At 67.6% G+C, this 24,243-nt stretch carries 23 protein-coding genes; 11 read left to right on the top strand and 12 right to left on the bottom strand.

Annotation, left to right across the window (positions count from 1 at the left end; translation table 11 throughout):
• Position 1: 1 nt before the first annotated feature.
• The 5 genes from AC1DRO_RS19675 to AC1DRO_RS19655 form a co-directional block, all read right to left on the bottom strand.
• Entirely contained in the window at positions 2 to 1,417 is a 1,416-nt protein-coding gene (locus AC1DRO_RS19675) for an aspartate ammonia-lyase (RefSeq protein ID WP_476952107.1), read from the bottom strand.
• A gap of 9 nt (positions 1,418 to 1,426) precedes the next feature.
• Complete coding sequence (locus AC1DRO_RS19670) at positions 1,427 to 2,488, bottom strand: asparaginase (RefSeq protein ID WP_476952106.1); 1,062 nt, start codon at positions 2,486 to 2,488, stop codon at positions 1,427 to 1,429.
• Between the two features lie 133 nt (positions 2,489 to 2,621).
• Positions 2,622 to 3,317, bottom strand: coding sequence for a FadR/GntR family transcriptional regulator (locus AC1DRO_RS19665; RefSeq protein ID WP_476952105.1), 696 nt, complete (start codon positions 3,315 to 3,317; stop codon positions 2,622 to 2,624).
• 140 nt (positions 3,318 to 3,457) lie between these two features.
• Positions 3,458 to 4,201 carry a YcnI family copper-binding membrane protein gene (locus tag AC1DRO_RS19660; protein WP_476952104.1) on the bottom strand — a complete coding sequence of 248 codons (744 nt, stop codon included), beginning with the start codon at positions 4,199 to 4,201 and terminating at the stop codon, positions 3,458 to 3,460.
• 119 nt (positions 4,202 to 4,320) lie between these two features.
• Positions 4,321 to 4,941 (bottom strand): hypothetical protein, encoded by a 621-nt coding sequence (locus AC1DRO_RS19655; protein WP_476952103.1) that lies wholly within the window; start codon positions 4,939 to 4,941, stop codon positions 4,321 to 4,323.
• Between the two features lie 367 nt (positions 4,942 to 5,308).
• Between AC1DRO_RS19655 and AC1DRO_RS19650 the strand changes: the two genes are divergently transcribed.
• Positions 5,309 to 5,605 carry a type II toxin-antitoxin system Y4mF family antitoxin gene (locus AC1DRO_RS19650; protein ID WP_223914978.1) on the top strand — a complete coding sequence of 99 codons (297 nt, stop codon included), beginning with the start codon at positions 5,309 to 5,311 and terminating at the stop codon, positions 5,603 to 5,605.
• Positions 5,602 to 6,885, top strand: coding sequence for a type II toxin-antitoxin system HipA family toxin (locus tag AC1DRO_RS19645; RefSeq protein WP_476952102.1), 1,284 nt, complete (start codon positions 5,602 to 5,604; stop codon positions 6,883 to 6,885). Before AC1DRO_RS19650 ends, AC1DRO_RS19645 begins: the two co-directional genes overlap by 4 nt.
• Positions 6,886 to 6,946: 61 nt before the next feature.
• On the opposite strand, the gene AC1DRO_RS19640 is transcribed toward AC1DRO_RS19645, so the two are convergent.
• Both AC1DRO_RS19640 and AC1DRO_RS19635 read right to left on the bottom strand, forming a co-directional pair.
• The gene (locus AC1DRO_RS19640) at positions 6,947 to 7,564 is read right to left on the bottom strand and encodes a uracil-DNA glycosylase family protein (RefSeq protein ID WP_028276890.1); all 618 of its coding nucleotides are present in this window, start codon (positions 7,562 to 7,564) and stop codon (positions 6,947 to 6,949) included.
• A 452-nt stretch (positions 7,565 to 8,016) separates the two neighbouring features.
• Positions 8,017 to 9,483, bottom strand: coding sequence for an HNH endonuclease (locus AC1DRO_RS19635; protein WP_476952101.1), 1,467 nt, complete (start codon positions 9,481 to 9,483; stop codon positions 8,017 to 8,019).
• 159 nt (positions 9,484 to 9,642) lie between these two features.
• Between AC1DRO_RS19635 and AC1DRO_RS19630 the strand changes: the two genes are divergently transcribed.
• The 3 genes from AC1DRO_RS19630 (at position 9,643) to AC1DRO_RS19620 (ending at position 12,389) form a co-directional block, all read left to right on the top strand.
• Positions 9,643 to 9,867: a hypothetical protein gene (locus tag AC1DRO_RS19630; RefSeq protein ID WP_476952100.1), complete on the top strand. Its 225-nt coding sequence runs from the start codon at positions 9,643 to 9,645 to the stop codon at positions 9,865 to 9,867.
• 197 nt (positions 9,868 to 10,064) lie between these two features.
• Positions 10,065 to 11,807 carry a serine hydrolase gene (locus tag AC1DRO_RS19625; RefSeq protein ID WP_476952099.1) on the top strand — a complete coding sequence of 581 codons (1,743 nt, stop codon included), beginning with the start codon at positions 10,065 to 10,067 and terminating at the stop codon, positions 11,805 to 11,807.
• Positions 11,808 to 11,879: 72 nt separating this feature from the next.
• Complete coding sequence (locus AC1DRO_RS19620; protein WP_476952098.1) at positions 11,880 to 12,389, top strand: hypothetical protein; 510 nt, start codon at positions 11,880 to 11,882, stop codon at positions 12,387 to 12,389.
• Here AC1DRO_RS19620 and AC1DRO_RS19615 read toward each other — a convergent pair.
• Positions 12,386 to 13,915 carry an amidohydrolase gene (locus AC1DRO_RS19615; RefSeq protein ID WP_476952097.1) on the bottom strand — a complete coding sequence of 510 codons (1,530 nt, stop codon included), beginning with the start codon at positions 13,913 to 13,915 and terminating at the stop codon, positions 12,386 to 12,388. The two genes, AC1DRO_RS19620 and AC1DRO_RS19615, sit on opposite strands and share 4 nt — an antisense overlap.
• A gap of 247 nt (positions 13,916 to 14,162) precedes the next feature.
• Here AC1DRO_RS19615 and AC1DRO_RS19610 point away from each other — a divergent pair, with 247 nt between their 5' ends.
• From AC1DRO_RS19610 to AC1DRO_RS19595, 4 genes are all read left to right on the top strand, one after another.
• Positions 14,163 to 14,498 carry a hypothetical protein gene (locus tag AC1DRO_RS19610; RefSeq protein WP_028276886.1) on the top strand — a complete coding sequence of 112 codons (336 nt, stop codon included), beginning with the start codon at positions 14,163 to 14,165 and terminating at the stop codon, positions 14,496 to 14,498.
• Positions 14,495 to 15,550, top strand: coding sequence for a zinc-dependent alcohol dehydrogenase family protein (locus AC1DRO_RS19605; protein WP_018776072.1), 1,056 nt, complete (start codon positions 14,495 to 14,497; stop codon positions 15,548 to 15,550). The genes AC1DRO_RS19610 and AC1DRO_RS19605 overlap by 4 nt, the downstream gene beginning before the upstream one ends.
• Positions 15,551 to 15,705: 155 nt before the next feature.
• On the top strand, positions 15,706 to 17,436 hold the full coding sequence (locus AC1DRO_RS19600) for a DUF4389 domain-containing protein (RefSeq protein ID WP_476952096.1): 1,731 nt from the start codon (positions 15,706 to 15,708) through the stop codon (positions 17,434 to 17,436).
• 91 nt (positions 17,437 to 17,527) lie between these two features.
• Entirely contained in the window at positions 17,528 to 18,307 is a 780-nt protein-coding gene (locus tag AC1DRO_RS19595) for an SDR family NAD(P)-dependent oxidoreductase (protein WP_476952095.1), read from the top strand.
• A 6-nt stretch (positions 18,308 to 18,313) separates the two neighbouring features.
• Here the strand turns inward: AC1DRO_RS19595 and AC1DRO_RS19590 are convergent, their stop codons facing one another.
• The 4 genes from AC1DRO_RS19590 to AC1DRO_RS19575 all read right to left on the bottom strand — a co-directional run bounded on the left by AC1DRO_RS19590 (position 18,314) and on the right by AC1DRO_RS19575 (position 22,389).
• A complete protein-coding gene (locus tag AC1DRO_RS19590) occupies positions 18,314 to 18,973 on the bottom strand; it encodes a GntR family transcriptional regulator (RefSeq protein WP_018776075.1) in 660 nt (219 codons plus the stop codon).
• A 118-nt stretch (positions 18,974 to 19,091) separates the two neighbouring features.
• Positions 19,092 to 20,084, bottom strand: a complete 993-nt coding sequence (locus AC1DRO_RS19585; RefSeq protein WP_476952094.1) for a transketolase family protein — start codon at positions 20,082 to 20,084, stop codon at positions 19,092 to 19,094.
• The gene (locus tag AC1DRO_RS19580) at positions 20,081 to 20,962 is read right to left on the bottom strand and encodes a transketolase (protein WP_476952114.1); all 882 of its coding nucleotides are present in this window, start codon (positions 20,960 to 20,962) and stop codon (positions 20,081 to 20,083) included. Before AC1DRO_RS19580 ends, AC1DRO_RS19585 begins: the two co-directional genes overlap by 4 nt.
• A gap of 89 nt (positions 20,963 to 21,051) precedes the next feature.
• Positions 21,052 to 22,389: an MFS transporter gene (locus AC1DRO_RS19575; RefSeq protein WP_459385853.1), complete on the bottom strand. Its 1,338-nt coding sequence runs from the start codon at positions 22,387 to 22,389 to the stop codon at positions 21,052 to 21,054.
• 193 nt (positions 22,390 to 22,582) lie between these two features.
• Here AC1DRO_RS19575 and AC1DRO_RS19570 point away from each other — a divergent pair, with 193 nt between their 5' ends.
• Together AC1DRO_RS19570 and AC1DRO_RS19565 are read left to right on the top strand one after the other, a co-directional pair.
• Complete coding sequence (locus tag AC1DRO_RS19570; protein ID WP_476952093.1) at positions 22,583 to 23,407, top strand: sugar phosphate isomerase/epimerase family protein; 825 nt, start codon at positions 22,583 to 22,585, stop codon at positions 23,405 to 23,407.
• Positions 23,408 to 23,440: 33 nt separating this feature from the next.
• A complete protein-coding gene (locus AC1DRO_RS19565) occupies positions 23,441 to 24,214 on the top strand; it encodes an SDR family NAD(P)-dependent oxidoreductase (RefSeq protein WP_028276880.1) in 774 nt (257 codons plus the stop codon).
• The last annotated feature ends 29 nt before the right edge of the window (positions 24,215 to 24,243 follow it).

Raw genomic sequence — 24,243 nt, 5'->3', positions numbered from 1 at the left:
GCTACTTGCTCAGGTTGGCCAGGCGGTGCGGGCTGAGGAGCTCGGTGAGCTGCTCGTCGGTGAGCAGGCCGTGTTCGAGCACTAGTTCCGCGACGCCCTTGCCGGTGGCGAGGGCTTCCTGGGCGATGGCCGTGGCTGTGGCGTAGCCGAGTTGCGGGTTCAGGGCGGTGACGAGGCCGATGGATTGTTCCACGGTGAGGCGGAGGTRTTCGGTGTTGGCGGTGATGCCCCGGACGCAGCGGGCCGTGAGGGTGCGGCAGGCGGCTTCCAGGTGGGAGATGCTCTTGTGGAGGCTGTGGACGATGATGGGTTCGAAGGCGTTGAGCTGGAGCTGGCCGGCCTCGGCGGCCATGGTGATGGTGACGTCGTTGCCGATCACCTCGTAGGCGACCTGGCTGACCACTTCCGGGATGACCGGGTTGATCTTGCCGGGCATGATCGAGGAGCCGGACTGCACCGCGGGGAGGTTGATCTCGCCGAAGCCGGCGCGCGGGCCGGAGGAGAGCAGCCGGAGGTCGTTGCAGATYTTGGARAGTTTCACGGCRACCCGCTTSAGCACSCCGGAGAGGTGSACGAAGGCGCCGACGTCCTGGGTGGCCTCGATCAGGTCCACGGCCGTRATCAGCGGCAGGCCGGTGATTTCGGCCAGGTGCCGGCAGGCCGCTTCGGCATACCCGGCGGGGGCGTTCAGGCCGGTGCCGATCGCGGTGGCGCCGAGGTTGATTTCGTGGATCAGCAGGTCGGCTTCGGCCAGGCGGAGCCGGTCCTCGCCGATCGTGACGGCGTAGGTGCCGAACTCCTGGCCGAGGGTCATGGGGACGGCGTCCTGGAGCTGGGTGCGGCCCATCTTCACCACCGTGCGGAACTCGAGGGCCTTTGCGGCGAAGGCGTCTTCGAGCTCGGTGAGGGCCTGGAGCAGTTCCCGGGCCGCGAAGATCGTGCCGAGCTTGACCGCGGTGGGGTAGACGTCGTTGGTGGACTGGCTGAGGTTGACGTGGTCGTTGGGGTGCAGCCGGGCGTAGTCGCCCTTCGGGTGCCCGAGGATTTCCAGGGCCCGGTTGGCGATGACCTCGTTGGCGTTCATGTTCGAGGAGGTCCCGGCGCCGCCCTGGATGACGTCGACGACGAATTGCTCGCTGAGTTTGCCGTTCATGACCTCGGTGCAGGCTTCCCCGATGGCGGCGGCACGCCCGGCGTCGAGCAGTCCGAGCTCGTGGTTGGTGCGGGCGGCGGCGAGYTTCACGGCGGCCAGCCCGCGGACCAGGTGCATGTTGGAGGACAGCGGCTGGCCGGTGATGGGGAAGTTCTCCACGGCCCGGAGGGTGTGGACGCCCCAGTAGGCGCCGGCGGGAACATCCCGGTCACCCAGGAGATCGTGTTCGGAGCGGAATTCTGCGCGTTCGTCGTGCGAGGTCATGGCGGTCCCTTACAGGTTTTTGGGGGCGTGGGAGAACTTGGGGTCAGCGAGGAAATCGGTGGCCTGCAGCAGCCCGACGGGCCGGCCGCCGCCCAGCACAGGGGTAGCGGCAAGGCGCGCCAAGGGGGAGGTGTCGACGTCGAGCGCGGCCAGGACCCGGACGGTGACGGGCATCCGGGCGCGGTCTCCGCCGTCGGAAACCTTCACGGCGAGGGCACGGCCATCCGGGAGGCCCACCAGCTGGACGCCCTCGAAACCGTCCTTGGCAAGCAGGCCGGGGACCAGGCGCATCAGCTCGGTGACATCCCGGTCCTCGCCCGCAACCATCTCGGGGTGGCGGCGCATGGCGCGGCCGACGGCGGCTTCCGCTTCGCCGACTTCTGTTTCGCCGGATCCGGCCGCGGCGGCCGCGGCGAGGCGGCCGAAGGCGCGGGCCATGCCGCGCAGCGTGAGCGCAAAGAGCGGGGTGCCGCAGCCGTCAGTGGTGGTGCGCTGGGGGTCTTCACCGGTCAGGTCCGCCACGGTCCGGGCCACCAGCTGCTGTAGCGGGTGCGCCGGGTCCAAGTAGCCCTGAACCGGCCAGCCATTGATAACGCAGGTGGCCGCCATGGCGGCATGCTTTCCGGAACAGTTCTGCGTCAGTTGGGTGGCCTGGCCCCCGCCGCCGAGCCAGTCTTCGCGCTCGCGGACGCCGTAGGGGAGATCGGTGCTGTTCTCGAGGTCCGCGGGCGTCAGCCCGTGCAGCTCCAGGATGCGCCCGGCGCCGTCACGGTGGCTGGCTGCGCCAGAATGGCTGGCGGCGGCGAGGGCGAGGAGTTCGTCCGGGAGGTCCAGCCCGGCGCGGACCATGGCGACGGCCTGCAGGGGCTTCAGGGCGGACCGCGGGTAGAACGGGGCGAGGGGCTCCCCGGCAGTGAGGAGGATCTGGCCGTCCGCTGCGGTGGCGATGACCGAGCCGTAGTGGACACTCTCGACCAGCCCGTCCCGGGTCTGGACCGCAAGCGGGACGTGCTGCGGCAGCCACTCCGGGGCGAGCGGGGTCGGGGTGTTGGCGAGAGCAGGGGAAGTCATTGCGTCCTTTGGCGGTGGCGGTTGATGCGGTTGTGGTGGCTGGTCACTGTGTTGGTGCTGGTTTTGCCGGTGCTGACCAGATTGCTTACGGCATCGTTGACGGCACCAGGCACCAGGCACCAGGCGCCTGACCTCAGGCGTTGAGAATCGAGTCGAGGGCAATGCCAACGGCGTGCAGATGCTGGCTCATGGCGATGCGCGCCGTCGCCGCGTCGCCGGCTTCGATCGCGGCCAGGATGCGCCGGTGCTCCTCGTCGGACGCGTGCTGGCGGTCCGCCACCATGTTCAGGGTCTCGGACTGGTGGGCGAGGGCGTCCCGGATGTCCGCGACGACGTTCTCGAAGACCTTGTTTCGGCTGGCCCGCGCGATCAACGCGTGGAAGCTGGAGTCCAGGCCCACCCACACTTCGGGGTCGTCCTCGCCGCTCATCGCGGCAACGATGTCGCGCAGCGTTGCCAGCTCCTCGGCCGAACGGCGTTCTGCAGCCAGTCCGGCGGCAGGAACCTCGATATGGGGACGCGCCTCCGTGAGGTCGCGGGCCGAGTATTGGCCCAGGACCAGGTCCTTTGCCACGCGGTTGGCGACGACGAAAGTGCCCCGCCCGGTCTTGGTGACCGTCAAGCCCAGGGCGGTGCAGGAGCGCAAGGCCTCGCGGACCACGGAGCGGCTCACGCCGTACTGCTGGGCAAGAGTGGCCTCGGAGCTCAGCTTGGCGCCGACGCCGAGCTTGCCGGATTCGATCTCGGTGCGGAGGACGTTGAAAACGGCTTCGGCGGCACTGAGGCGAGCCAAAGGCTGTCCTGCTGTCCGGCTGTCTGACAGGTTCACGCTTTAAAACATGGCAGAGATCACATCGGCGTGTCAAGTATGACGGCGGCCCCGGGGGTTCGGGGCCGCCGTCGCCGCTCGGGCCGGAGTTCCGGCGGCGGCCTACTAGCCTGGGTTTGCGTCCGGGCTGCTGGCCGGGACTACTGGACCTTGGACGGGCGGGTGCGGACCAGCGCGGTGACGCCCGCGGCCAGGCCGATCAGCCCTGCAGCCAGGCCGATCCAGACGGCGGCGGATCCGCCGTCACTGGACGTGCCCGCTGCCGCTGCCGGGGCCGCCGAGGGTGCGGTCGTCGTGGCTGCGGCGGGGACGGCTGCGCCGTGGGCCTCGGCGTCCTTGGCCGTGGTCACGAAGGAGGGTGCCGGGTGCCCGGGTTCGGCCTGGCCCTCGACTGTCTTCTCGTCCCACTTCACGACGGTTCCATCGGTGTAGGTCTGGGCCGTCGGCAGCGTCACCGTAGTTCCCGCGTCCGGCAGGACGCCGACGGACAGTGAGAAGGCCTGGTACTCGTCCGGTCCGATCTGGTGGGCCTCGTCAGCGGTCCAGACCACGGAACTCGGGGCCTTGGTGATCGTGGCGCCGGCGACCGTGATCGGCTTCGGCAGCTCGCTCGTGGTGATGACGGCCTTCCAGCCCTCGACAGGCTTCACCGACACCGAAGTGAACGGGGTGTCCGTGGGCAGCGTGACTTCGAGTTTGCTGGTCTTGGCCGATTCCGACTCGCTGGGGACATTGAACGTCAGGTGGCTGTAGCCGCCCGCGGCCGGATCATCGGTGTCGACGTGGACGTGGGCGGAGGCGGCTGCTGCGCCGGCGGCGAGCAGGCCCGCGGTCATCGTGGCGGCAGCGGCGGTTTTGAGGGTACGGAGAAGGGAGGATTTCATGGCAAGGGTGCCTTTCACTAACGGATATCAAGTGGGGAGCCGTCCGGTGCGTTGTCCTTCCGGCGGTAGCAGTGGGGTGGCCGCCTGCTGTCCCCGTCCGTAGGTGAAAGGGATTGAAGTCAGGCGGCGGGCGACAGCGCCGGAGGTCCGCGCCTGGTCGGCAGGCGGAGGCCAGCCCGGGCTTTGGGGAAGACCAGGTTGACCGCGCAGGGGCCGGGGACGCGCAGGGGCGTGGCGGCGGAGGGCTGGGGCAGTTGCACGAGCGGGCGCAGCCAGGAAGCAAGTGCGGACAGGGCCCGCTCGCTGCGTGCGAGCAAAAGTGCCGTGCCGAGCGTCGCAATCGCGTGTGCGGCGAACATGGCTCCGCCCATGTCGGCCGCCGAAACCGCCATGGAAGGCTCGGGCATCGCCGGGGCAATGGCAGCCGCTGAATGGCCCGGATGGCCCGGATGACCCGCAGCCATCCGGGCCTGGAGGGCCGCGGGCGCCCCTGAGGACAAGGCGCCGAAGGACCAGTGCAGCCACAGTTGCCCTACGCCGAGCAGGCCGGCCAGGGCCGGAAAGGACAGGCGGACGCGGGTAAGTACGGCCACGGGGACCATCGCCACGGCACACAACGCCGTCACGATCGCCGGCTCGGGCAGCCGTCCGCCGCCGGCCAGGTGCCCGCCGGCTGCCAGCGCCACGATGATGGATCCGATCAGGCCGGTGCGGAACAGCCGGAAGGAAGCGCGCGTCATCGTGTGCAGTCCTTTCCGGATTCCGTGGGGTCTGGTTGTCGCTTAAGTCCCTTAAATCCTACGGGCCATTGTGAACCGCCACGTCCGCGCGCGGCTGAACCGCCCAATCTGTGCCGGCCGGGCTGCGCCAGCCGGCTATGACGGCGGGTGTCTTCGATCGCCGGCGGTTGCCCCCGCCTGCCCAGTTCGCCGGTACGTACGTGCCGTTATAGCTCTGTGCAGGCATCCTGGCCCGTCCTATACTGGAAATGCCTGCAAAGCGGCACGTTCGTACCGCCAGGGTTCGAACCCACAGGGTTCGAACCCACAGGGTTCGTACGCACGAACGCCGGACCCTCGGACGTGTGTTGACTAACGGGAGGCTGCCATGGGGAACGCATTTCCGGGCGAACTCGCTGCCGAGGCCCGGGCCCGGCGCGGGTCGCTCCGCCTGAGCCAGCGCGAGCTGGCCGAACTGGCCGGAGTCTCAGAACGCTTCGTCCGGTTCGTCGAACAGGGTAAACGCACGGTGCAGCTGGACTCCCTGCTGGCGCTCCTGGACACGCTGGGGCTGGAACTCCGGGTCCAGACCCGGACCAGCGCCGCAGCCCGGGCCCTCGCCGGCCCGGTGGCCGGCCTGCGGGCCGACGGTGAACTGCGGGACGGGCCGGAAGCCCGGCCATGAGGCACCGCATCGCGGATATCTATAAGGCCGGTGTGCTGGCGGCCCGGCTGGAACGGCACGACGGCGGCACCCGGTTCAGCTATCTGCCGGCCTATCTGGCGTCCGGGGGCCCCGCCGTCGCGAGCTCCCTGCCGCTAACTCCGGAACCCGTGCTGTCCGCGGCGGGGGCGGCCCCGCCGTATTTCACCGGGCTTCTGCCGGAGGGCCGGCGGCTGAATGCGTTGCGCCGTTCCATCAAGACCAGCGTGGATGATGAGCTGTCCTTGCTCATCGCGGCCGGTGCCAACCCGGTGGGTGATGTGCAAATCGTTGGCCATGGCGAGAAGCTGGACCCGGACGAGCACGCCGTCGAGCTTGACCCCGCAACGCCCGTGGATTTCGAGGCCCTGCTGGGCGACTCCGGGCTGATCGACCCGGTGGCCCTGGCGGGGGTGCAGGACAAGCTGTCCGCTGGAATGATCTCCATGCCGGTGGCCAGCGCCGGCCGGCGCTACATCCTCAAACTCAACGCCCCCGAGTTCCCGCACGTCGTCGAAAACGAGTACGCGATGTTCCGGTACGCGGCGCGGCTGCGGATCCCATTGAGCCGGGTCCAGCTGATCCGCGACGTCGCCGGCCGGCCCGGGCTCCTCGTGGAACGCTTCGACCGGGTGCCTGTAGCCAGTGGCACTGTATCCGGTGGGCCTGTCGCCGGCGGGTCGGGGCCCAAGGCGGCGGCCAGGTCGCCGCGGGCGGTGCAGCGGCTCGCCGTCGAGGACGGCGCGCAGGTGCTGGGCCTCTACCCTGCGGACAAGTACAACGTGGGATACGGGCAGGTGTGCCGTGCGCTTGCGGCTTATTGCGCGGCTCCGCTGCCCGCGGTGCGGAATTTGGCCCTCCAGGCGGCATTTGCGTGGCTGACGGGCAACGGCGACCTGCACGCGAAGAACGTTTCCATGGTGCAGCAGCCGGCCGGGGAATGGTCCATCGCGCCGGTATACGACATCCCGTCCACGGTCGTCTACGGGGACAAGACACTCGCCCTGACCCTGGACGGCAAGCGCACAGGGATTTCCCGGAAGCACTTCCTGGGCTGGGCCGCGGGGATGGGGCTGACTGAACGTGCTGCCGTCCAGGTGCTGGAACTGGCGCTGAAGGCCTCGGATCCGCTGCTGGCGGACCTTCAGGCGGGCACGGCGTTCCGCTCCATGACCGACGACGGCGCCTCGCCGTTTTCAGCGATGGTCACCCGCGACTGGGGCAAGGAACTCAAACACCGGCGCAGGCTGCTGGCCGGGTGATGCCGCCGGCGCCGGCTTGGCTTGCGCCGGATGCCGCTGACGGATGCCGTTGCGTGGAGCCTCAGAGGTGCTGGATGCCCGCCCGCTGCATGGCGTCTTTGTAGACCTCAACGTTCTTGGCGAGGAGCTCTTCCTGCTTGGCCGGAGATACCGCGAAGGCGCGGCCGCCAAGTGCGGTGGCCTTGTAGATCTTGACACCATGATTCTTCAGCGAGGAATGGTAGGTCTTCTCGAAAAGCGTCAGGAAGGAGTGGGCGTCCGCGCCGTGCGCAATAACCGCCGAGACGCGCTTGTTGATCTTGAGGAACTGGCGGAAGGGCCGGAGGCCGTCCGTCTTCTCCTGGACGTTCAGGGCGGAGGATGCCTCCGGATCGCGGATCCACGGGTAGGCGTTCCACGGCATCACATAGCGGGGGTCCAGCTCTGCGGCCTCGTAGATGGAGGTCGCGCGGCGGGCGGCTTCATCGTCGTTGAAGTGCGAGACAAAGCCTGATTCGGTGCCCTTGCCCGGGCTGATATGCAGGCTGACGATCCGGCATTCGTCCTCGTCATGGATGGGGTCGATGTACGGGACCACGGATCCAGGCTTCTTTTCCATGAGTTCGTCGCACAGCTGCGTCACCGCGGCGATGTTCGGCTCCTGCAGCAGGGTCTTCTTTTCGTCCCAGTCAATCGTCACGATTTCTCCCTCAGCACTTGGCGTCCAGAATCAGGCGGCTTCCTCCACTCTACGCTTTCGCGGCAGGGGGTGTTTCGGCCGGACCTATTCGGCCGGGGCTGCGCAGGGGTTTGCCCTGGGTCAACGGCCCTCTGGTGACGGCAGTGAGGCGGGCGTAGGCTTAAAGCGCCTGCAGGTAACCATCTGATGACTCCGGGTTGTTCGGGACATTGAAGTGTCCGAGCCGTCTCTTAGCGAGATCGCGAAGGTACCTGCAGGCCTGACGTCCGCCGCCGCTCAGGTGGTCGGGCGCTTTTCTTTGCCGCCGGCCTGCCGGATGCGATGAAGCGGGGCGGAGCCGAGGGCAAGAGCCGCGAATCGAGTGCTTCGAATAGCGGCCCGTCGCCCGACAACTGTGCCCCGAGGCCGAGCCAATGTTAGTTCGGTCCTGCACGGCAGCCACCGGACTGTCCCTATGCCGCAGCCCCAACTTTGGGCTTTCCACGCCTGAGCGTTTTGGCTTGGTGCCGGAGCTGGCGCCGGTGTCGGGAGCCCGGCTGGGACCCCGTCTGGTCCGTGGCTGATGGCCGGAGCGGAGTTCCCGGCAGGGGTGGCGCGGTGGAGTAGTAGCTGTGGCCTGTCGGTGTCGTCAGCTTGAGCGTGTGGCGGGTGCCGGGTGCGGGGCGTGCTTTCCAGCCGGGGGTTTCTTTGGTGTGGTTGCAGGCTTCGCAGAGGCCGGCGGCGTTGTCCGTAGTGGTCGGGCCGCCGGTGTGGTGGGGGACGATGTGGTCCAGATGACGGATGGGGGCGTCGCAGTAGGGGGTGCGGCACGTGTCGTCTCTGGTTTGGATGAAGCGGCGGTGCCCGGGCGGGAAGAGCCGGGCGCGGGAGTCCATCCCCACGAGCTCGCCGGTGCCGGGGTGGGTGTAGAGCCGCCGGAGCCAGAGGTTGAACGCGGGGTTGTCGCCGCTCCCGGCGGCGCCACCCGGTCCACGGGGACTGCCGGTGCTACCGCCCGGCGACGGGTTGATAAGGGTGCGGGCCCAGGCGGCGGGGACGGTGCCGTAGCCGGGCAGCCGGGCGGGTTCGGAGCCGGCCTGGAAGAGGGTGCGGTCGGTGATGACGAGCTGGATCTCGACGCCGCTGATCCCGCCCGGGGTTCCGGTGGTGCGTTCGACCAGCGCGTCGGCCATGAGCTGCCCGCGGCCCCTCGGGTCCGCGGCGGCGCGGAGGGTGTCGGCGTGCCCGCTCAGCGCCTTGTAGACGGCGACGCCTTGGGCGACGGGCAGCAGGGCGGTCAGATGGCACATGGTGTCGGGGGCCGGGCGCAGGCTGACGTGCCGCTCGGWKRCGGCGTGCGCGGCGCGTTCGGTGACGGAGCGGGGGTCACGCCGGTACGCGGCGGTGCGGGCCGCGGCCACAATGGCCCGGTCGCCCTTGCCCGCCAGCGCGCCCGAATCGGCGGCGAGTTCGGCGTCGACGGCGGCCCGGTCCGCGGCGCTCAGGCACGCGGTTTCGCGKACGAGCAGGGTGGCGCGCCATTCRTTGAGCTGACCGGTCTGCAGGGCGGCGAGCGTGTGCGGCATCTCGGTGATCAGGGCGTTGGCCAGGCCGAGGAGCCGGCCGCCCCTGGCCGGGGATTCGCGCCGGGCCAGGGCGATCTGCGCGCCGATCCCGGCGCCGAGCTTCTCGGCCGGGACCCCGAGCCGGGCTTGTTCGCGGCGTTGGAGCAGGTCGAAGGCCACGGCGAGTCGGGCCTGTTCCGCGGAAGCGGCGGACTTCCAGTCCTCCAGTTCCCGGATCCGGTCAATGATCCCGGCACTGTCCGTGGCCATGCTCACGGAACCCATCGGTCCGGCGGCCGCGCCGCTCCAGGCGCAACCAAAGCCGCCGTCGCCGTGTCCTGCCGGAACCACTTCGGGCCCTTCATTGCCGTCCATGAATTAAGTGTCCCTGCGGGCTATGACATTTATGGCCCTCCGCAACCGTTCCACCGCCTCGGAAGCCATCGGCGACCTTCCAGGGCCCAAAGTCACTCCCGAGACGCTGCCCAGGAAAACGTCGAGCTGAAGACGCGTCCGTAACGCGTCGAGCGCAGAGTGCAACTCGTCAAGCCGTCGGTACTGTTCGATCGTTCCGTCGGGATCCTCGGCCTGACGCACGTCCCGGAGCACGCGGGCGCAAAATGCGAGCAAATCCCGGCCGCCGTCGTCACCGCGCCCGGCGCGGCCGAAGCCGCCGTCGCCGTCTCCCGCCGGAACCACTTCGGACCCCTGATTGCCGTCCATGAATCCAGTCTCCTTCGGGGATCGGACATTAATTAGGGGTAACCAGAAGGAGGCCGCGAGGTTAGCGGGATTGGTGGGATGCGCTGGCGGTTGTGGAGGTGCGGCCGCGAGTTCCCGGCGTCCGAGGACCCCCCACCCGAGCGCCCCGCCCCTGTCTCAAACACGGGCACGGGTCCATCATGGGAGGGGGCGTTAGCTCTGCGCCCCAGGCGGAACCGGGCGGAGGATTGTCCATGAACCAGAGGGAATCTATAGGGACGAGGATCAGCTCGCTGCCTTCGGACCGCCGCTCGTTACTTAAAGCGGTCGGCGTCGGCGCCGCGGGGATAGCGGGCATGCCGCTGCTGGCCGCCTGCACTGCCCAAAGTGCCCCCGCCGGTGCCGGAAGCAGTGCCTCTGGCGCCTCCGGTACGCCGTCGGCGTCTGTGCTTCCGGCGCCGGAACCGCAGGTCGAACCGCTCCTGGACCAACAGAAGGTCAACGCCGCCTTGGCAAAGCTGGACGGGATGGTCCAGGGCGTGATGGAGAGTACCGGTGTTCCGGGAGTCGCCGTGGCCGTGGTCTACCAGGACCAAATGGTGTACGCCAAGGGCTTCGGCGTACGGGAATCGGGCCGGCCGGAGACAGTGGACACGGATACCGTTTTTCAATTGGCCTCGGTCTCCAAACCCTTGGCCTCCACGGTGGCGGCCGTGGCCGTGGGCCGCAAGGCCATCTCCTGGACGGAACCGGTGATCAACCACACCCCCGGCTTTGCCCTGAAAGACCTCTACGTCACGCGGAACGCCACGGCGGCGGACCTGTTGTCACATCAAGGCGGCCTCAGTACGGGGGCGGGCGATCTGTTGGAAGACCTCGGATTCGACCAGCCCTATATTCTCAGCCACCTCAACCAGCAGCCGCTGGACTCCTTCCGGTCGAGCTACAACTACAGCAACTTCGGCTACACGGCTGGTGCACAGGCTGTCGCCGATGCCATGAACAAGCCCTGGGCAGACCTCGCCGAAGAAGTCTTGTTCAAGCCCCTGGGCATGTCATCCACGAGCTATCGCCACGCGGACTACCAAAAGGCGACGAACAAGGCTCTGATCCACGTCCCAGCCGGTAACAAGACCTGGGTTGCCAAATACACCCGGGATGCCGACGCCGAAGCACCCGCCGGCGGGGCCAGTTCCTCCGTGCGCGACCTGGCGCGCTGGATCCGCCTGCAGCTCGCCAACGGCAGCTTTGAGGGAAGCGAGGTCATCGATCCGGACGCGCTTGGTGTCACGCATGTCCCGCACGCCGTCTCGGGCCCACCGGCGACGCCGGGCGCCCGCACCCGCTTCTACGGCTTGGGCTGGAACGTCTCCTACGACGACCACGCCCGCCTCATGCTCGGGCACTCGGGGGCCTTCAACCTTGGTGCCGCGACCGCCGTCTCACTGCTCCCCGGCGAGCAGTTGGGCATTGTGGCCCTGACCAATGGCCGGCCGCAGGGCATCCCCGAAGCCATCTGCGCCGCATTCCTGGACACGGCCCAGAACGGCGCCCCGACAGTGGACTGGATCGGATTCACGTCGGGCGTCTTCCAGAAGATCGATGAGTCGGAGAAGCCAAAAGTTGACTATTCCAAGGCACCGGCCCAGGCCAAACCGGCGCAGGGCAACGATTTCTACATCGGCAGTTACGTGAACTCCTACTACGGCCCGCTCACCGTCGCGGTGGAGAACGGCGTGCTGACCCTTGAGCTGGGCCCGGCCGGCAGGACCACCAAGTTCCCGCTCACCCATTTCGACGGCGACACCTTCAGCTTTGAGTCAATCGGCGAGAACGCCAACGGTCTTGCCGGGGCAATCTTCGCCCCCGGCGCGGACGCGGCCTCCGGCGCGGACGCGGCCCCTGGTGCGGACGCCGCAGCCGGAGGCGGCACGGCTTCGAGCGTCAGGCTCGATTTCTACGATCAGACCGGGCTGGGCACCTTCACCCGCGGCTGAGCCCGGACTTCAGTGAGTGAGCTTCTTCCGTAAGCTTCAAAGGAACGCCACGAGCCCCGATCCAAGGAACCCATGCCCATCAACACACAATCGCTGAAACAGGACGGCTTCACCGGTTTCCGGCCGCTCCAGGACCTTGACATCAACCGGATCCCGCAGAAGCCCGGGATCTTCGCGGTACTGCGGCCAGAGGGCTTCCGGCCCCAGTTCCTGGCCAGGAGCACCGCCGGCATCTTCAAGAAGAAGAACCCCACCCTCAAGACGGACGCTCTCGACGCCGAATGGGTGGACGGTGCCGATGTTCTTTTCCTGGGCAAAGCCGGCCCCGGAAGCAAGGGCAACCGCGGACTGCGCCGGCAAATCCAGGAATTCGTCGACTTCGGCGAAGGCAAGCCGCCGGGCCACTGGGACGGGCGGCTCATCTGGCAGCTCGCCGTGCCCGGGTCCCTGATCATCGCGTGGAAAGAGTTGCCCGTTGAGCAACTCAACGCGGCCGAAGCCCGGTGCCATGCCGCATTCATCGAAGAATACGGCCGCCTGCCGTACGCCAACTTAGTCCAGGCGCGCGTCAAAGGTGCCTAGCCGCCGTACGTGAACCGTCCCGCCACTAACGTGGCGGCCACCGGCATGGCCGCAAACTCCGCATCCGACACGGTCACTGGGTCGCCGTCGAGCACTGCAATATCGGCGGGGTCCCCGACCCGGAGACGGCCGCGACCGCGGGTCGAGGCCGTGAGGGCCTCCTGCCGCGTGAGGGCCTGCTCGGCATGCCACGGCCCGCGGCCATCCAGCCGGGCCCGCGCCGTGGCAGCGGACATGGCAATCCACGGATCCAGGGGGGCCACCGGAGCGTCCGAGCCCAAGGCGAGAGTCGCCCCGGCGGCCAGCAATGAACGGAGCGGGAAGGACCGGTCCGTGCGCCCCGGCCAGTTCGCCTCGGCGGCGTCCCGGTCATCGAGGGCATGCGCAGGCTGGACGCTCGCGGTCACGCCCAACCGGCCGAAGCGGGCGAAATCCTCGCTCCGGACAAACTGGGCATGCTCCACCCGTCCGGCGAGGCCCGCCGCCTCAAACGCATCCAAGGCGACTTGGTTGGCCGCGTCGCCGATTGCGTGGACCGCCGGCACAAAACCCGCCTGCCGGGCCCGGACCAACAGGGCGAGCAGCTCCGCCTCGCTCACGGTCAGCAGCCCGTGGCCGCCGTTCGGATACGGGTCCACGCAATACGCTGTGCGGGTATTGAGCGAGCCGTCGATCAGCACTTTCAGGGGGCCCACGCTGAGCAGCCCGCCACTGCCGGCCACCGCCAAACCTGTCCGCAGCCCCTCTGCCACGGCCCGGTCCAGGTCCTGCGGATAGACCCCCGCTTCAACCCGCAGGGCAGCGAAGCCGCCGGAGATCCTCCGCAGCCAGGCGTCGCGGTTCCACGTCATCTCGAAGTCCACAATCCCGACCACGCCCCGCGCGGCCGCAGCCTGACCTGCCTGCCGCACCCACGGATCCACCACCGCGTCCGGCAGCTGGCCAAGCTCCCGGGTCAGGGCGAACGCCGGTTCTTCCCGGAGCAGGCCGCCCGCATCCACCGGCATTCCGTACTGTTGGGCCGCTGCGGAGTTGAGCCAGACACAGTGGAGGTCGTGGCTGATCAGCGCCGTAGGCCGGCCGCGCGTCACGCCGTCCAGGAGGTCCAGACTGGGCAGGTCATGCCAGATGGCATCGCGGAAACCGACGCCCACCAGCGTCTGGACGGGACCCGGAGCTCCGGCGCCGCTTCCGGTCCCGGTGCTAGTGTCCCCGGCGATATGGGCCCCGACGACGGCGGCCGCCTCGCGCGCCGAGCCGGCACTGGAGAGGTCAAGCCGGTTGGAGGCCAGCGCCCACTGCGTCATATGAACGTGCTCATCCCACAGCCCAGGAATGGCGTAGCGGCCCTCCAGATCCACCACCCGGGTGGCAGCGGGGAGCGCCCCCGAGCCCGGGCGCGACGGGATGATTGCCGACACGGCCCCGGCACGAAGATGAACGTCGAAGCATATTTCCTCCCCGGGGTGCCGCGCGGAGGCCAGCACGAGATCCGGGGGTCGGCAGGGATCGAGCGGATCAGACATAGGAACAGGCTAGGCGGGCGACGCCGCAGGACCCAACAGGCGCACACGGGACTTTCGCCCCTTACCTCTGCCACGAGCGCCCCCCAAGCTGAATGTGTGGGGAGGTTGCTGCACGGCCAGTTGGGGGGACGTGTCGAGCGAAGAACCACTTCACGTAAATACGGCACGGGTCTCACCGCGAATTGGGGAAGGAAATGGCGTTTGCACTTTCCGGCTTCAGCAGGAAAAGGCAGGAGACCACGGCCACATGAGTATCCATCACCATTCGGGGGACCCTAAACTCAAGGTGCTCATCCGCCTGAACGCCGACGCCGAAACAGCGCGGATCGACGTGCATGGTGTGGTGACCGTGGCCAACGTGCGGGCGCTGTACGTCGTTTGCCGCCGCGTCACAAGCAAGCTTCCCGGGTTTGAACTCGTGCTCGACCTCGCCCATGCCCGGGTGTCGGCCGCCGCGATCGAGGAACTCCGTGAGCGTGCCCGCGCCTCTTTGCTGTATTCGGGGATCGATGGCACGGAGACTCCGTGCCGTCTGCGCCTCGTGGACCCGCTGGTCATCCTCAAAACCAAGGAGCACGTATGAAAGCCCTCGTCTATGGCGGTCCCGGGGAGAAATCGTGGACCGAGGTCCCCGATCCCACCATCCAGAATCCCAGCGATGTGATCGTCAAAGTGGACACCACCACCATCTGCGGGACCGATCTGCACATCCTCAAAGGCGACGTCCCCGCGGTGGCCAAGGGCCGCATCCTGGGCCACGAAGGGGTCGGCACCATCACGGAGATCGGCGCCTCCGTGACCAGCCTCAAGGTCGGGGACCGCGTCATCATTTCATGCATCAAGTCCTGCGGGCACTGCGCCAACTGCAAGACCGGCCTGTACTCCCATTGCCTGGGGGAGGAGGGAACCTCCGGCATCGGTTGGGTTTTCGGACATCTGATCGACGGCACGCAGGCCGAGTTCGTCCGCGTCCCCTACGCAGAGAACTCCCTGCACCTCCTGCCTGAGGGAGTCAGCGACCAGCAGGCCGTCATGCTCTCCGACATCCTCCCCACCGGCTTTGAGATCGGCGTGCAGTACGGCCGGGTCAAGCCCGGCGACACGGTCGCCGTCATCGGCGCGGGCCCCGTGGGACTTGCCGCGATCTCCACCGCCGGCCTCTACGGCGCCGCCACGATCATCGCCGTCGACCTCGACGCGAACCGGCTCGAGAAATCCCGCGAATTCGGAGCCACCGATGTGGTCCTCTCATCCGATGCCGACTGGAAGGAGCAGCTCATGCTCCTGACCGACGGGCAGGGCGTGGACGTGGCGATCGAGGCCGTGGGCGTCCCGGCGACCTTCACGATGTGCACCGACATCGTGCGTCCTGGCGGCACCGTGGCCAACGTGGGCGTGCACGGCAAAGCCGTGGAACTGCACGTCGAAGACCTCTGGATCCGGAACATCAACATCAGCATGGGCCTGGTGAACACCAACACCACCCCCATGCTGCTCAAGCTCGTGGCACAGCAAAAGATCCCCGCGGACAGTTTCGCCACCCACCACTTCACCTTTGACGAGTTCATGGAGGCGTACGACACTTTTGCCCGCGCCGCGGAGACGAAGGCCCTCAAAGTCGTGATCACGGCATGAAAGCGCTCGTTGTCCTCCACTCCGGCGGTGCCGGCGCGATCGACGAAGCCAAGCCGTTCGTGATCTCGCTCGGGCGGTAGCGGCCCGGGCCGCCAGCTTCCGGAAGCCACGCCCGGCCGGGCGTGGCAAACGGACCATCTGAAAGGACGGCGGCCATGAAAGCAGGCCGGATTGTCATGCTGGTGATCGGCTCGCTGTGCGCGCTGGTCGGTTTGGGACTGTTGGCGGGCGCCGGCTTTGCGGGCTGGGTCAACTACCAGCAACGTGACGGCAGGTACTTCATCACGCCGTCGGCGCCTTTCTCGGGCAATTCCTACGCGCTGACGACCCCCCGGCTGGACCTCATGACAGGCGGCGGCGTGGACGACGGCGTTCCGGTGGACATTGCGGGCAGCGTGCTGCTCCGCGGTTCCTCCACCGATCCCGGCAAGGAAATCTTCATTGGAATTGCCCCGCGGGCCGACGTCGCGACGTACCTGGCTGGTGTCCGGCGCACCGAAATCGTCGACGTCAGGTTCAACCCCTTCCGCGCGCGGTACCGCGAAGTGGCCGGCTCCCAGGTCCCGTCCAATCCGGCGCAGCAGACCTTCTGGGCCGCGACTGCCACAGGCCCGGGGGAACAGGAACTGACCTGGGACCTCCGCTCCGGATCCTGGGCAGTGGTGGTCATGAATGCCGACGCGACGTCTCCGGTGAGCGTGAATCTGCAGGCAGGGGCACGCACAGACCTGCTCCTGCCGGTGTTCATCGGCCTGCTGATCGGCGGACTCGTGATGCTGCTGATCGGCGTGCCGCTGATAGTGCTGGGCGCCGTTGGACTCGGCCGCGGCGGCCCGGGCCAAGGCGGGACGGGCAGCGGTGTCCCTCCCGGCCGCTTGCCGGCCCAGCCCGGCCAGCCGTATCCCGCGGGTCCCTACCCGCCCAGGGCCACCCCCGGCCAGCAGAACAGTGCGGCCCCGCCGGGTGCCGTTGCGGCCTACGCTGCTCCGCCGGGGACTCCGTATCCGGTGGCGCCGGGTGCTACGACCGCATATGTGTACCCCGCCCGTCTCCACGGCTACCTCGACCCGAACCTGTCACGGTGGATGTGGCTCGTGAAGTGGTTCCTGGCCATCCCGCACTTCATCGTCCTGTTTATCCTCTGGTTCGCCTTCGGAGTGGTCACGATCGTGGCGTGGTTCGCGATCCTGTTCACGGCGCGCTACCCGCGCTCGCTGTTCAATTTCAGTGTCGGCGTGATCCGCTGGAACTGGCGTGTGGCCTTCTACGCCTTCAGCGCTATCGGCACGGATGTCTATCCCCCCTTCACCCTGGCCCGCACCGATTACCCGGCGGACTTCGACGTCGACTATCCCGAACGGCTGTCCCGCGGCCTGGTGCTGGTCAAATCCTGGCTGCTGGCCATTCCACATCTGCTGCTTATCAGTCTGCTGACGGGGACCGCGAGGACGTGGGAGTACCGGGACGGCGAGTGGGTGCAGCAAGGTGTGGGCATCTCCCTCCTGGGGCTGCTGGTCCTGATCGCCGGCGTGATCCTATTGTTCACGGGCCAATACCGGCGGGGGCTCTTCGACCTCCTGCTTGGCCTGAACCGCTGGATCTACCGCGTTATCGCCTACGTTGCCCTCATGCGGGACGAATATCCGCCATTCCACCTTGATATGGGTCCGGTCGATCCGGGCGAGCTGCCGGTGCCTGCATACGCCGGACCCGCGCTCGGAACCGGAGGACCCGCCGCCGGACCCGTCGGGCCTGGACCAGCCACCGGACCCGCGGTCGGGCCCGGACCCGCGGCCGGCCCCAGACCCTCCGCCGGACCAGCCACCGGGCCCGCGCCCGGAACCGGAGGACCAGCCACCGGACCCGGAGGGCTGCCCAGAAGCTAATGCCGCGCTGCGCCCGGTCCTCTTGCCACCCGCGCTCCGCAAGAACATAGTTGAGGGAATTCACGTACTCCGCGGCACTAGGCAGGCGACCATGGTGAACATCGGGATTCCGGAAAACGGCGTGCTTCACGGCAAGACCGCCCTGATCTACGGCGGCGGCGGGGCGGTCGGCGGGGCGGTGGCAAGGGCTTTCGCGGCCGACGGCGCCACGGTGCACATTGCCGGAAGGACGGAATCGCGGCTGGAAAAAGTAGCCAATGACATTCGCGAGGCAGGCGGCACAGCCGAAACTGCCGTCGTCGACGCCCTGGACGAAGAGCAGGTGGATGCCTTCGTAAACCGGGTGGCGAAGAAGAGCAAGAGGATTGATATCTCCTTCAACGTGATCTCATTCGGCGACGTCCAGCAGCCACTCATGGAGATTGATGTGGATGACTTCACCCAGCCCATCACCCTGGCCGCGCGGACGCACTTCCTGACCACCCGCGCGGCCGCCGCCTACATGGTCAAGCAACGCTCCGGCGTCGTGCTCATGTTCGGCGGCTCGGGCCCGCAGACGATCCCCGGCCTGGGCGGTTTCAAGGTGGCGCTCGACGCGATGGAAGGACTGCGCCGGCAATGGGCCCTGGAACTGGGAAAACACGGCATCAGGGTGGTCACCATGGTCACCGGCGGCATTATCGAAACCATCCCGTGGCAGGCCGAGGGCCGCGATGAGATCGTGGTGGAGATTGCCAGGGCCGCGCATTTGAACCGGACGGCCACGCTGGCGGACGTCGGTAACGTGGCCTCCTTCATCGTCTCGGACAAGGCGGCGGCCATCACGGACGCGACCGTCAACATCTCCGCCGGCGCGATCGTGGACTACTGACGCCGGTCAGGCCACCAGGTTGGCTGCGGCGACGTCCATGTGTTCGAGGACCGTCGTGCGGGCCAGTGTCGCGTTGCCGGTCTCGATCGCGGCGACGATGTCGTGGTGCCGGTCCACGCTCATGTTCTTGACGGCCCTCTCGATCCCGGCAAACATGATGGACATCCGAATGGAGCCCTCAAGCGACTCCCAGGAGTGCAGCAGGGTCTCGTTTCCGGTGAGCCTGCACAGTGTCCGGTGGAACTCCAGATCGGATTCAATCCGTTCCTCCAGGCTGGCCTCGGCGGCCGCGGCCATGGCATCGACGGCCGAGCGCAGGGATGTAATCACGGAGGCCCGGTCCGGCAACTCACACAGTGTCCGGACCGCAAGCGATTCGAGCGCAGCCCGGACAGCGAAGATGTCCCGGATTTCCTTGCCGTCCAGGTGCCGCACGGACAGCCTGCCGCGCGGTCCGGCGGACAGCAGTCCTTCTTGCTCCAACTGACGCAGGGCCTCGCGCAGTGTACCGCGGCTGATCTGGAGCATGTCGGAGAGTTCGGTCTCCACCAGATGCCGCCCCGGCTCCAGCTCTCCGCTCGTGATGGCCGTGCGCAGGGCGGATAGCGCCTGCTCGCGGAGGCTCTTCTTTTCCAGTCCGAGAAGTGGGGCTGTTGCTCCGGCCATCGTTAGTCCTCACGCTCAGCGGTCAACTGTTTGTCAGTGGTCAACTGTTTACAGTTGGTGTGTTAACAATTGATGGTACGGCATGGGCGGGGCCGGCGACTGCCGATCCCTCCCATCCTCAGCCGAGTTCGGCGAGCACCTTGGCAACGACTCTCTGCACCGAAAGGCCGTAGCGTTCGTGCAGGGTGGGCAGCGCGCCCGCGTCCAGGAATTCGTCCGGCAGCGCTACCGGCACCACCCGTTTACCCAGCCCTGCGGTGACCACGGCCGAAGCCACGGTCTCGAACAACCCGCCCACCACACTGTGGTTCTCCAGCGTGACCGCGAGGCGGTCGGTGTTCAGCTCGGCGAGGACCGTCGCGGCGTCGAACGGCTTGATGGTGGGGGCGTGGACGACGGCGACATCCACGTGGTGCGCAGCCAGCGCCTCGGCCGCCTGAAGGGCCCGCATGGTCATCAGCCCGCTGGAGACGAAGACGACGTCACGGCCGCCACGCAGGACTTTCGCCTTGCCGAGTTCGAACGTGTAGTCGTACTCGTCCAGCACGGTGGGGACGTTGCCGCGCAGCAGTCGTAGGTACGTGGGGCCCTCACTGGCGGCCAGTTGGGGGACGGCCTGCTCGATGTCCAGCGAGTCGCACGGGTCCACGATGGTCAGATTGGGCATGCCGCGGAAGATCGCCATGTCCTCGGTCGCCTGGTGGCTTGGACCGTACCCGGTGGTCAGCCCCGGGAGCCCGCCCACGATATTGACGTTGAGGTTTGGCTCGGCGGCATCCAGGCACAGGAAATCGTAGGCGCGCCGGGCAGCGAACACCGAGTACGTCGAGGCGAACGGGACCAGACCGGTCTCAGCCAGGCCCGCCGCGGCGCCGAAGAGCAGCTGTTCGGCCATGCCCATCTGGAAGAAGCGTTCCGGGAATGCCTGGGCGAAAATGTGCATGTCCGTGTACTTGCCCAGGTCCGCGGTCAGTCCCACGATCTTGTCGTTCTCCTGCGCGGCCTTGACCAGGGCGTGCCCGAACGGCGCGGACGCGGTCTTCTGGCCCGGGTCCGCGAAGGAGGCGATCATGGCAGAGGTCTTCAGCTTGGGTGTTGTTGCGGTACTCATCGTGCAGCCTTTCCTTCGAAACCTGCGGTCAGCTGCTCGCGGCAGAGCTGCCATTCGTGTTCTTCGATGCGCATGAAGTGGGCTTTTTCGCGGTCCTCGAGCAGCGGCACGCCGCGGCCCACCTTCGTGTCACACAGGATCACGGAGGGACGTCCGACGGCGGCGGCCTGGGCGGCCGCGTTGTCGAACGCGGCCAGCAGCGCGCCGACGTCGTTCCCGTTCACGCGCTGGGCGTACCAGCCAAACGCCTGCCACTTTTCGGTGACGGGCTCGGTGCGCAGCACGGTGTCGGTCTTGCCGTCGGCCTGTAGGGCGTTGATGTCCACCATGGCGGTGAGGTTGCCGAGGCGGTGGTGGTGGGCGCCCATCGCGGCCTCCCACGTGGAGCCCTCGTCAAGTTCGCCGTCGGAGAGGAAGTTATAGACCCGGGAACCCGAACCCTGGTAGCGCAGGCCGAGGGCGGCGCCGACGGCGATGGAGAGCCCGTGGCCGAGGGAGCCGCCGGAAATCTCCATGCCGGGGGTGTAGGTGGACATCCCGGACATCGGCAGCCGGGAGTCGTCCGAGCCGTAGGTCTCCAGTTCCTTGACGGGGATGATTCCGGCCTCGGCGAGGGCCGCGTAGTGGCCGATCGCGTAGTGGCCGGTGGAGAGCAGGAACCGGTCGCGGTCCTCCCACTCAGGATCGTCGGCGCGGAAACGGAGCTGGTCCGCGTAGACCGCGGCAAGCATGTCGGCCGCGCCGAGGGCCTGGCCAACGTAGCCTTGGCCTTGGACTTCGCCCATGTTCAGGGCATGGTGGCGGATCCGGTAGGCGGCCCCTTCGACCCGTGCCAGGCGTTCTGCCTCGGCGTCGGAGGCGTTGCCTCGGGTGGTTATTTCCTGTGTTGAAACCACGATTCTTCCTTTCAGATATGACGTGGCGAGCTGCTTCGGGAGGCCTTCGACGGCTTCCGGGCGGTGCGTATCTACGCGCTCACGTGGGTGGGGGTGCTTTTGGTAGCCTGATCCGCGAATTCCCGTTCGCGCTTGCCCCAGGTTTCACGGGTGGCGACGGCGGCCCACAGGCCGATGGCGGCGTAGGTGCCGAAGAGCAGTGCCGGTCCCATCCAGCCGAAGCTGACGAAGAGCAATGTGGTGATGAACGGGGTGAACCCTGAGACCATGGCCGAGATCTGGTAGGCCAGCGAGGCGCCGGAGGCGCGGGTCTTGGCCTGGAACAGCTCCGGGAACCACGGGCCCTGGGCGCCGGCCAGGGAGTTCTGGCAGACGGCGTAGGAGATCACGAGGGTGGCGATGATGAAGATGAACAGTCCGGTGTTGACCAGCAGGAACATCGGCACCGCGAAGGCCACGGCGAAGGCGCAGGACCAGATATATAGCGGGCGCCGGCCGATCCTGTCCGTCAGCCGTGCCCAGGCCTGGGTGGCGAAGATGCCGATTGCGGAGGCGATGCACAAGGCCACGAGCGTCTGCGACTTGTCGGCCAGGTGCTGGCTGTTCAGGTAGGAAATCATGTAAGTGATGGACACGGCGTAGCCGGCGGTCTCGGCGATGCGCAGGCCGATGCCCTTGACGATGTTGCGCCAGTCGGTCTTCAGGACCTCCTTGATGGGCGACTTGACGATGTCGCCGCTGTCCTTGACCTCGTCGAAGACGGGGGATTCGGGGACCTTGGAGCGGATGATCAGTCCGACGACGACCAGCACGATGCTCGCCAGGAAGGGAATGCGCCAGGCGAGTTCGCCGCCGAGCTGGACGCTGAAGAGGAACACGAGGTTGGCCAGCAGCAGCCCGACCGGGAAGCCGGCCTGGACCATGCCGGTGTACTTTCCCTTCGATTTCCAGGGTGCGTGTTCGTAGCTCATGAGGATGGCGCCGCCCCACTCCGCGCCGAAGGCCAGACCCTGGACGATGCGGACAAACACCAGCAGAGCCGGAGCCAGCAGACCCACCTGGGCGTAGGTGGGGAGCAGGCCTATGACGAAAGTGGCGATGCCCATGAGGATCAGGGAGGCCACCAGGACCGGCTTGCGGCCGACCTTGTCCCCAAGGTGCCCGCCAATGATGCCGCCGATCGGGCGCGCCGCGAATCCGACACCCAGGGTGGCGAAGGCAGCCAGGGTTCCGGTCACAGGATCGCCGGTGGGGAAGAAGGCCGTACCGAAGTACAGGGCAGCCGCTGTGCCGAAGCCGATGAAGTCATAGGTTTCGATGACGGCGCCGACGCTGGAGCCGATCGCGACCCGTTTCGCTTCCCTGGTGCCGTGCACCGGGCCCCGCATGGTGAGAGCTTCGTTGCTCATGTCAATCCCTTTCGAAGAGAGCTGCCGACGCTTCCGCACCGACACTGTCGACTGTTAACAGATGATACGCCAGTGTGACCCGCGCCATAAGCAATGTCAACAGTCAACTTCAAAGGTTGACTGTTGACAGTCGAATTCTATAGTGTGGTCCGTATCACCACCGCCTCCGGGCGCAACCAGAGGAACAACGACGATGTTCAATTCCCGACTCGGCTGCTCGTCCATCAGCTTCCGCCACCAGAGCCTGGCAGAGGCCCTGCGCACCATCGAGGGCCTCGGCTTCGATGAACTGGATCTCGGTGCGCTACCCGGAGTGTGCGACCACGTTCCCTACGACCTCGACGCCGATGCCGTCGCCGCCGTCACGGCCGGGGTGGTTACCTCCGGGCTGCGGGTCCGGTCGGTCAACGGGGACATCGGGGACCTGAACGCCTTGCTCGACGCCGACGCACAGGCAGCACGGAACCGGCACCTTGACGCGCTGCTCAGCTTGGCAGCCGGCACGGGCGCCAAGGCGCTGGTCCTGCCCTGCGGCGCCCTCGGCCGCGACCCGGTCCGCAGCCTCGACGAGGACCTGGACACCATTGCCGCGCAACTCACCGCCGCCAAGCGGCGGGCCGACGTGTTCGGCGTCGAGCTCTGGACCGAGTCCCTGCACTTCCTGCGGTTCTGCTGGAACCTCGAGCGCGCGGAATTGCTGGCCGGGCGGCTGGCCGGTTCCGGGGTCGGGATCGTCATGGACTTCAGCCATATCGTGGCCGCCGGCGAGGATCCGTTGGACTACCTCAGGCGCCATCAGGGCCGCATCGCCCATGTTCACTTGCGCGATGCCGTGCCGGGGAACATCAACCTCAGCATCGGCAACGGCCAGGCCGATTTCGCCGCCGGCCTGGAGGCCCTCGCGGCCGACGGCTACACCGGCCACTTCTCCCTGGAGCTGGAGACCCGGGACGTGACCCACGGGGAGCGCCCCGCGGCGGCCGCCAAGGCCGCGAGCTTCATCACAGACCTCATCTGACTTGCCACACCAACGAACAACCCAAGGAGCATCATGAGCACCATCCAGCGCACCGCCGTCCTCACCGGGGCAACCTCGGACCGGGGCATCGGCATCACCACCGCACGCCGCTACGCCAGCCAGGGCTGGGCCGTGGTGATCCTGGACCTGGACGGCGAGAAGTCCGCCAAGGTCGCAGCGGAGATCGGCAACGAGTTCACCGTTCCCGCCTTTGGCTACGAGGTCGACGTCGCCAGCGAGGACTCCGTGGCAGCCGCGTACAACGCCGTGGCCGCCGAAGTCCGCTCCGGCAGCCTTCCCGCCGTCGGGGCCCTCGCCAACATCGCCGGCATCACCTCTCCGGTGCCGTTCCTCGAGACCACCCTGGAGCTCTGGAACAAGGTCATGGCCGTGAACGCGACGGGAACCTACCTTGTCACCCGCGCCTTCCTGCCGGACATGATCGCCAGCGGCTGGGGCCGGATCGTGAACATGTCCTCCGTCTCTGCCCAGCGCGGCGGCGGCGTCTTCGGCAAGGTGCCCTATTCCGCGGCCAAGGCGGCCATCCTGGGCTTCACCAAGGCCCTGGCCCGCGAAATCGGCAGCACCGGCGTGACCGTCAACGCCATCACCCCCGGCGCCGTGGACACGAATATCCGCGTGGGCAGCACCGAAGAGCAGGAAGCGGCCATCAACGCCGGAATTCCGCTGGGGCGCAACGCCAGCACCGAGGAAATCGCGGCCGTCATCACCTTCCTGTCCTCCGAGGAGTCCGCCTACCTCACCGGAACCACCATCGATATCAACGGCGGAAGCCACATCCACTAGCAGTCCCGCCGTTGAGAAGACCGCGAGCA

This window comes from Arthrobacter sp. P4_F11, from assembly GCF_056401395.1.
Note: the sequence above shows the minus strand (reverse complement) of the source record. Positions and strands in the feature narration are given on the sequence as shown.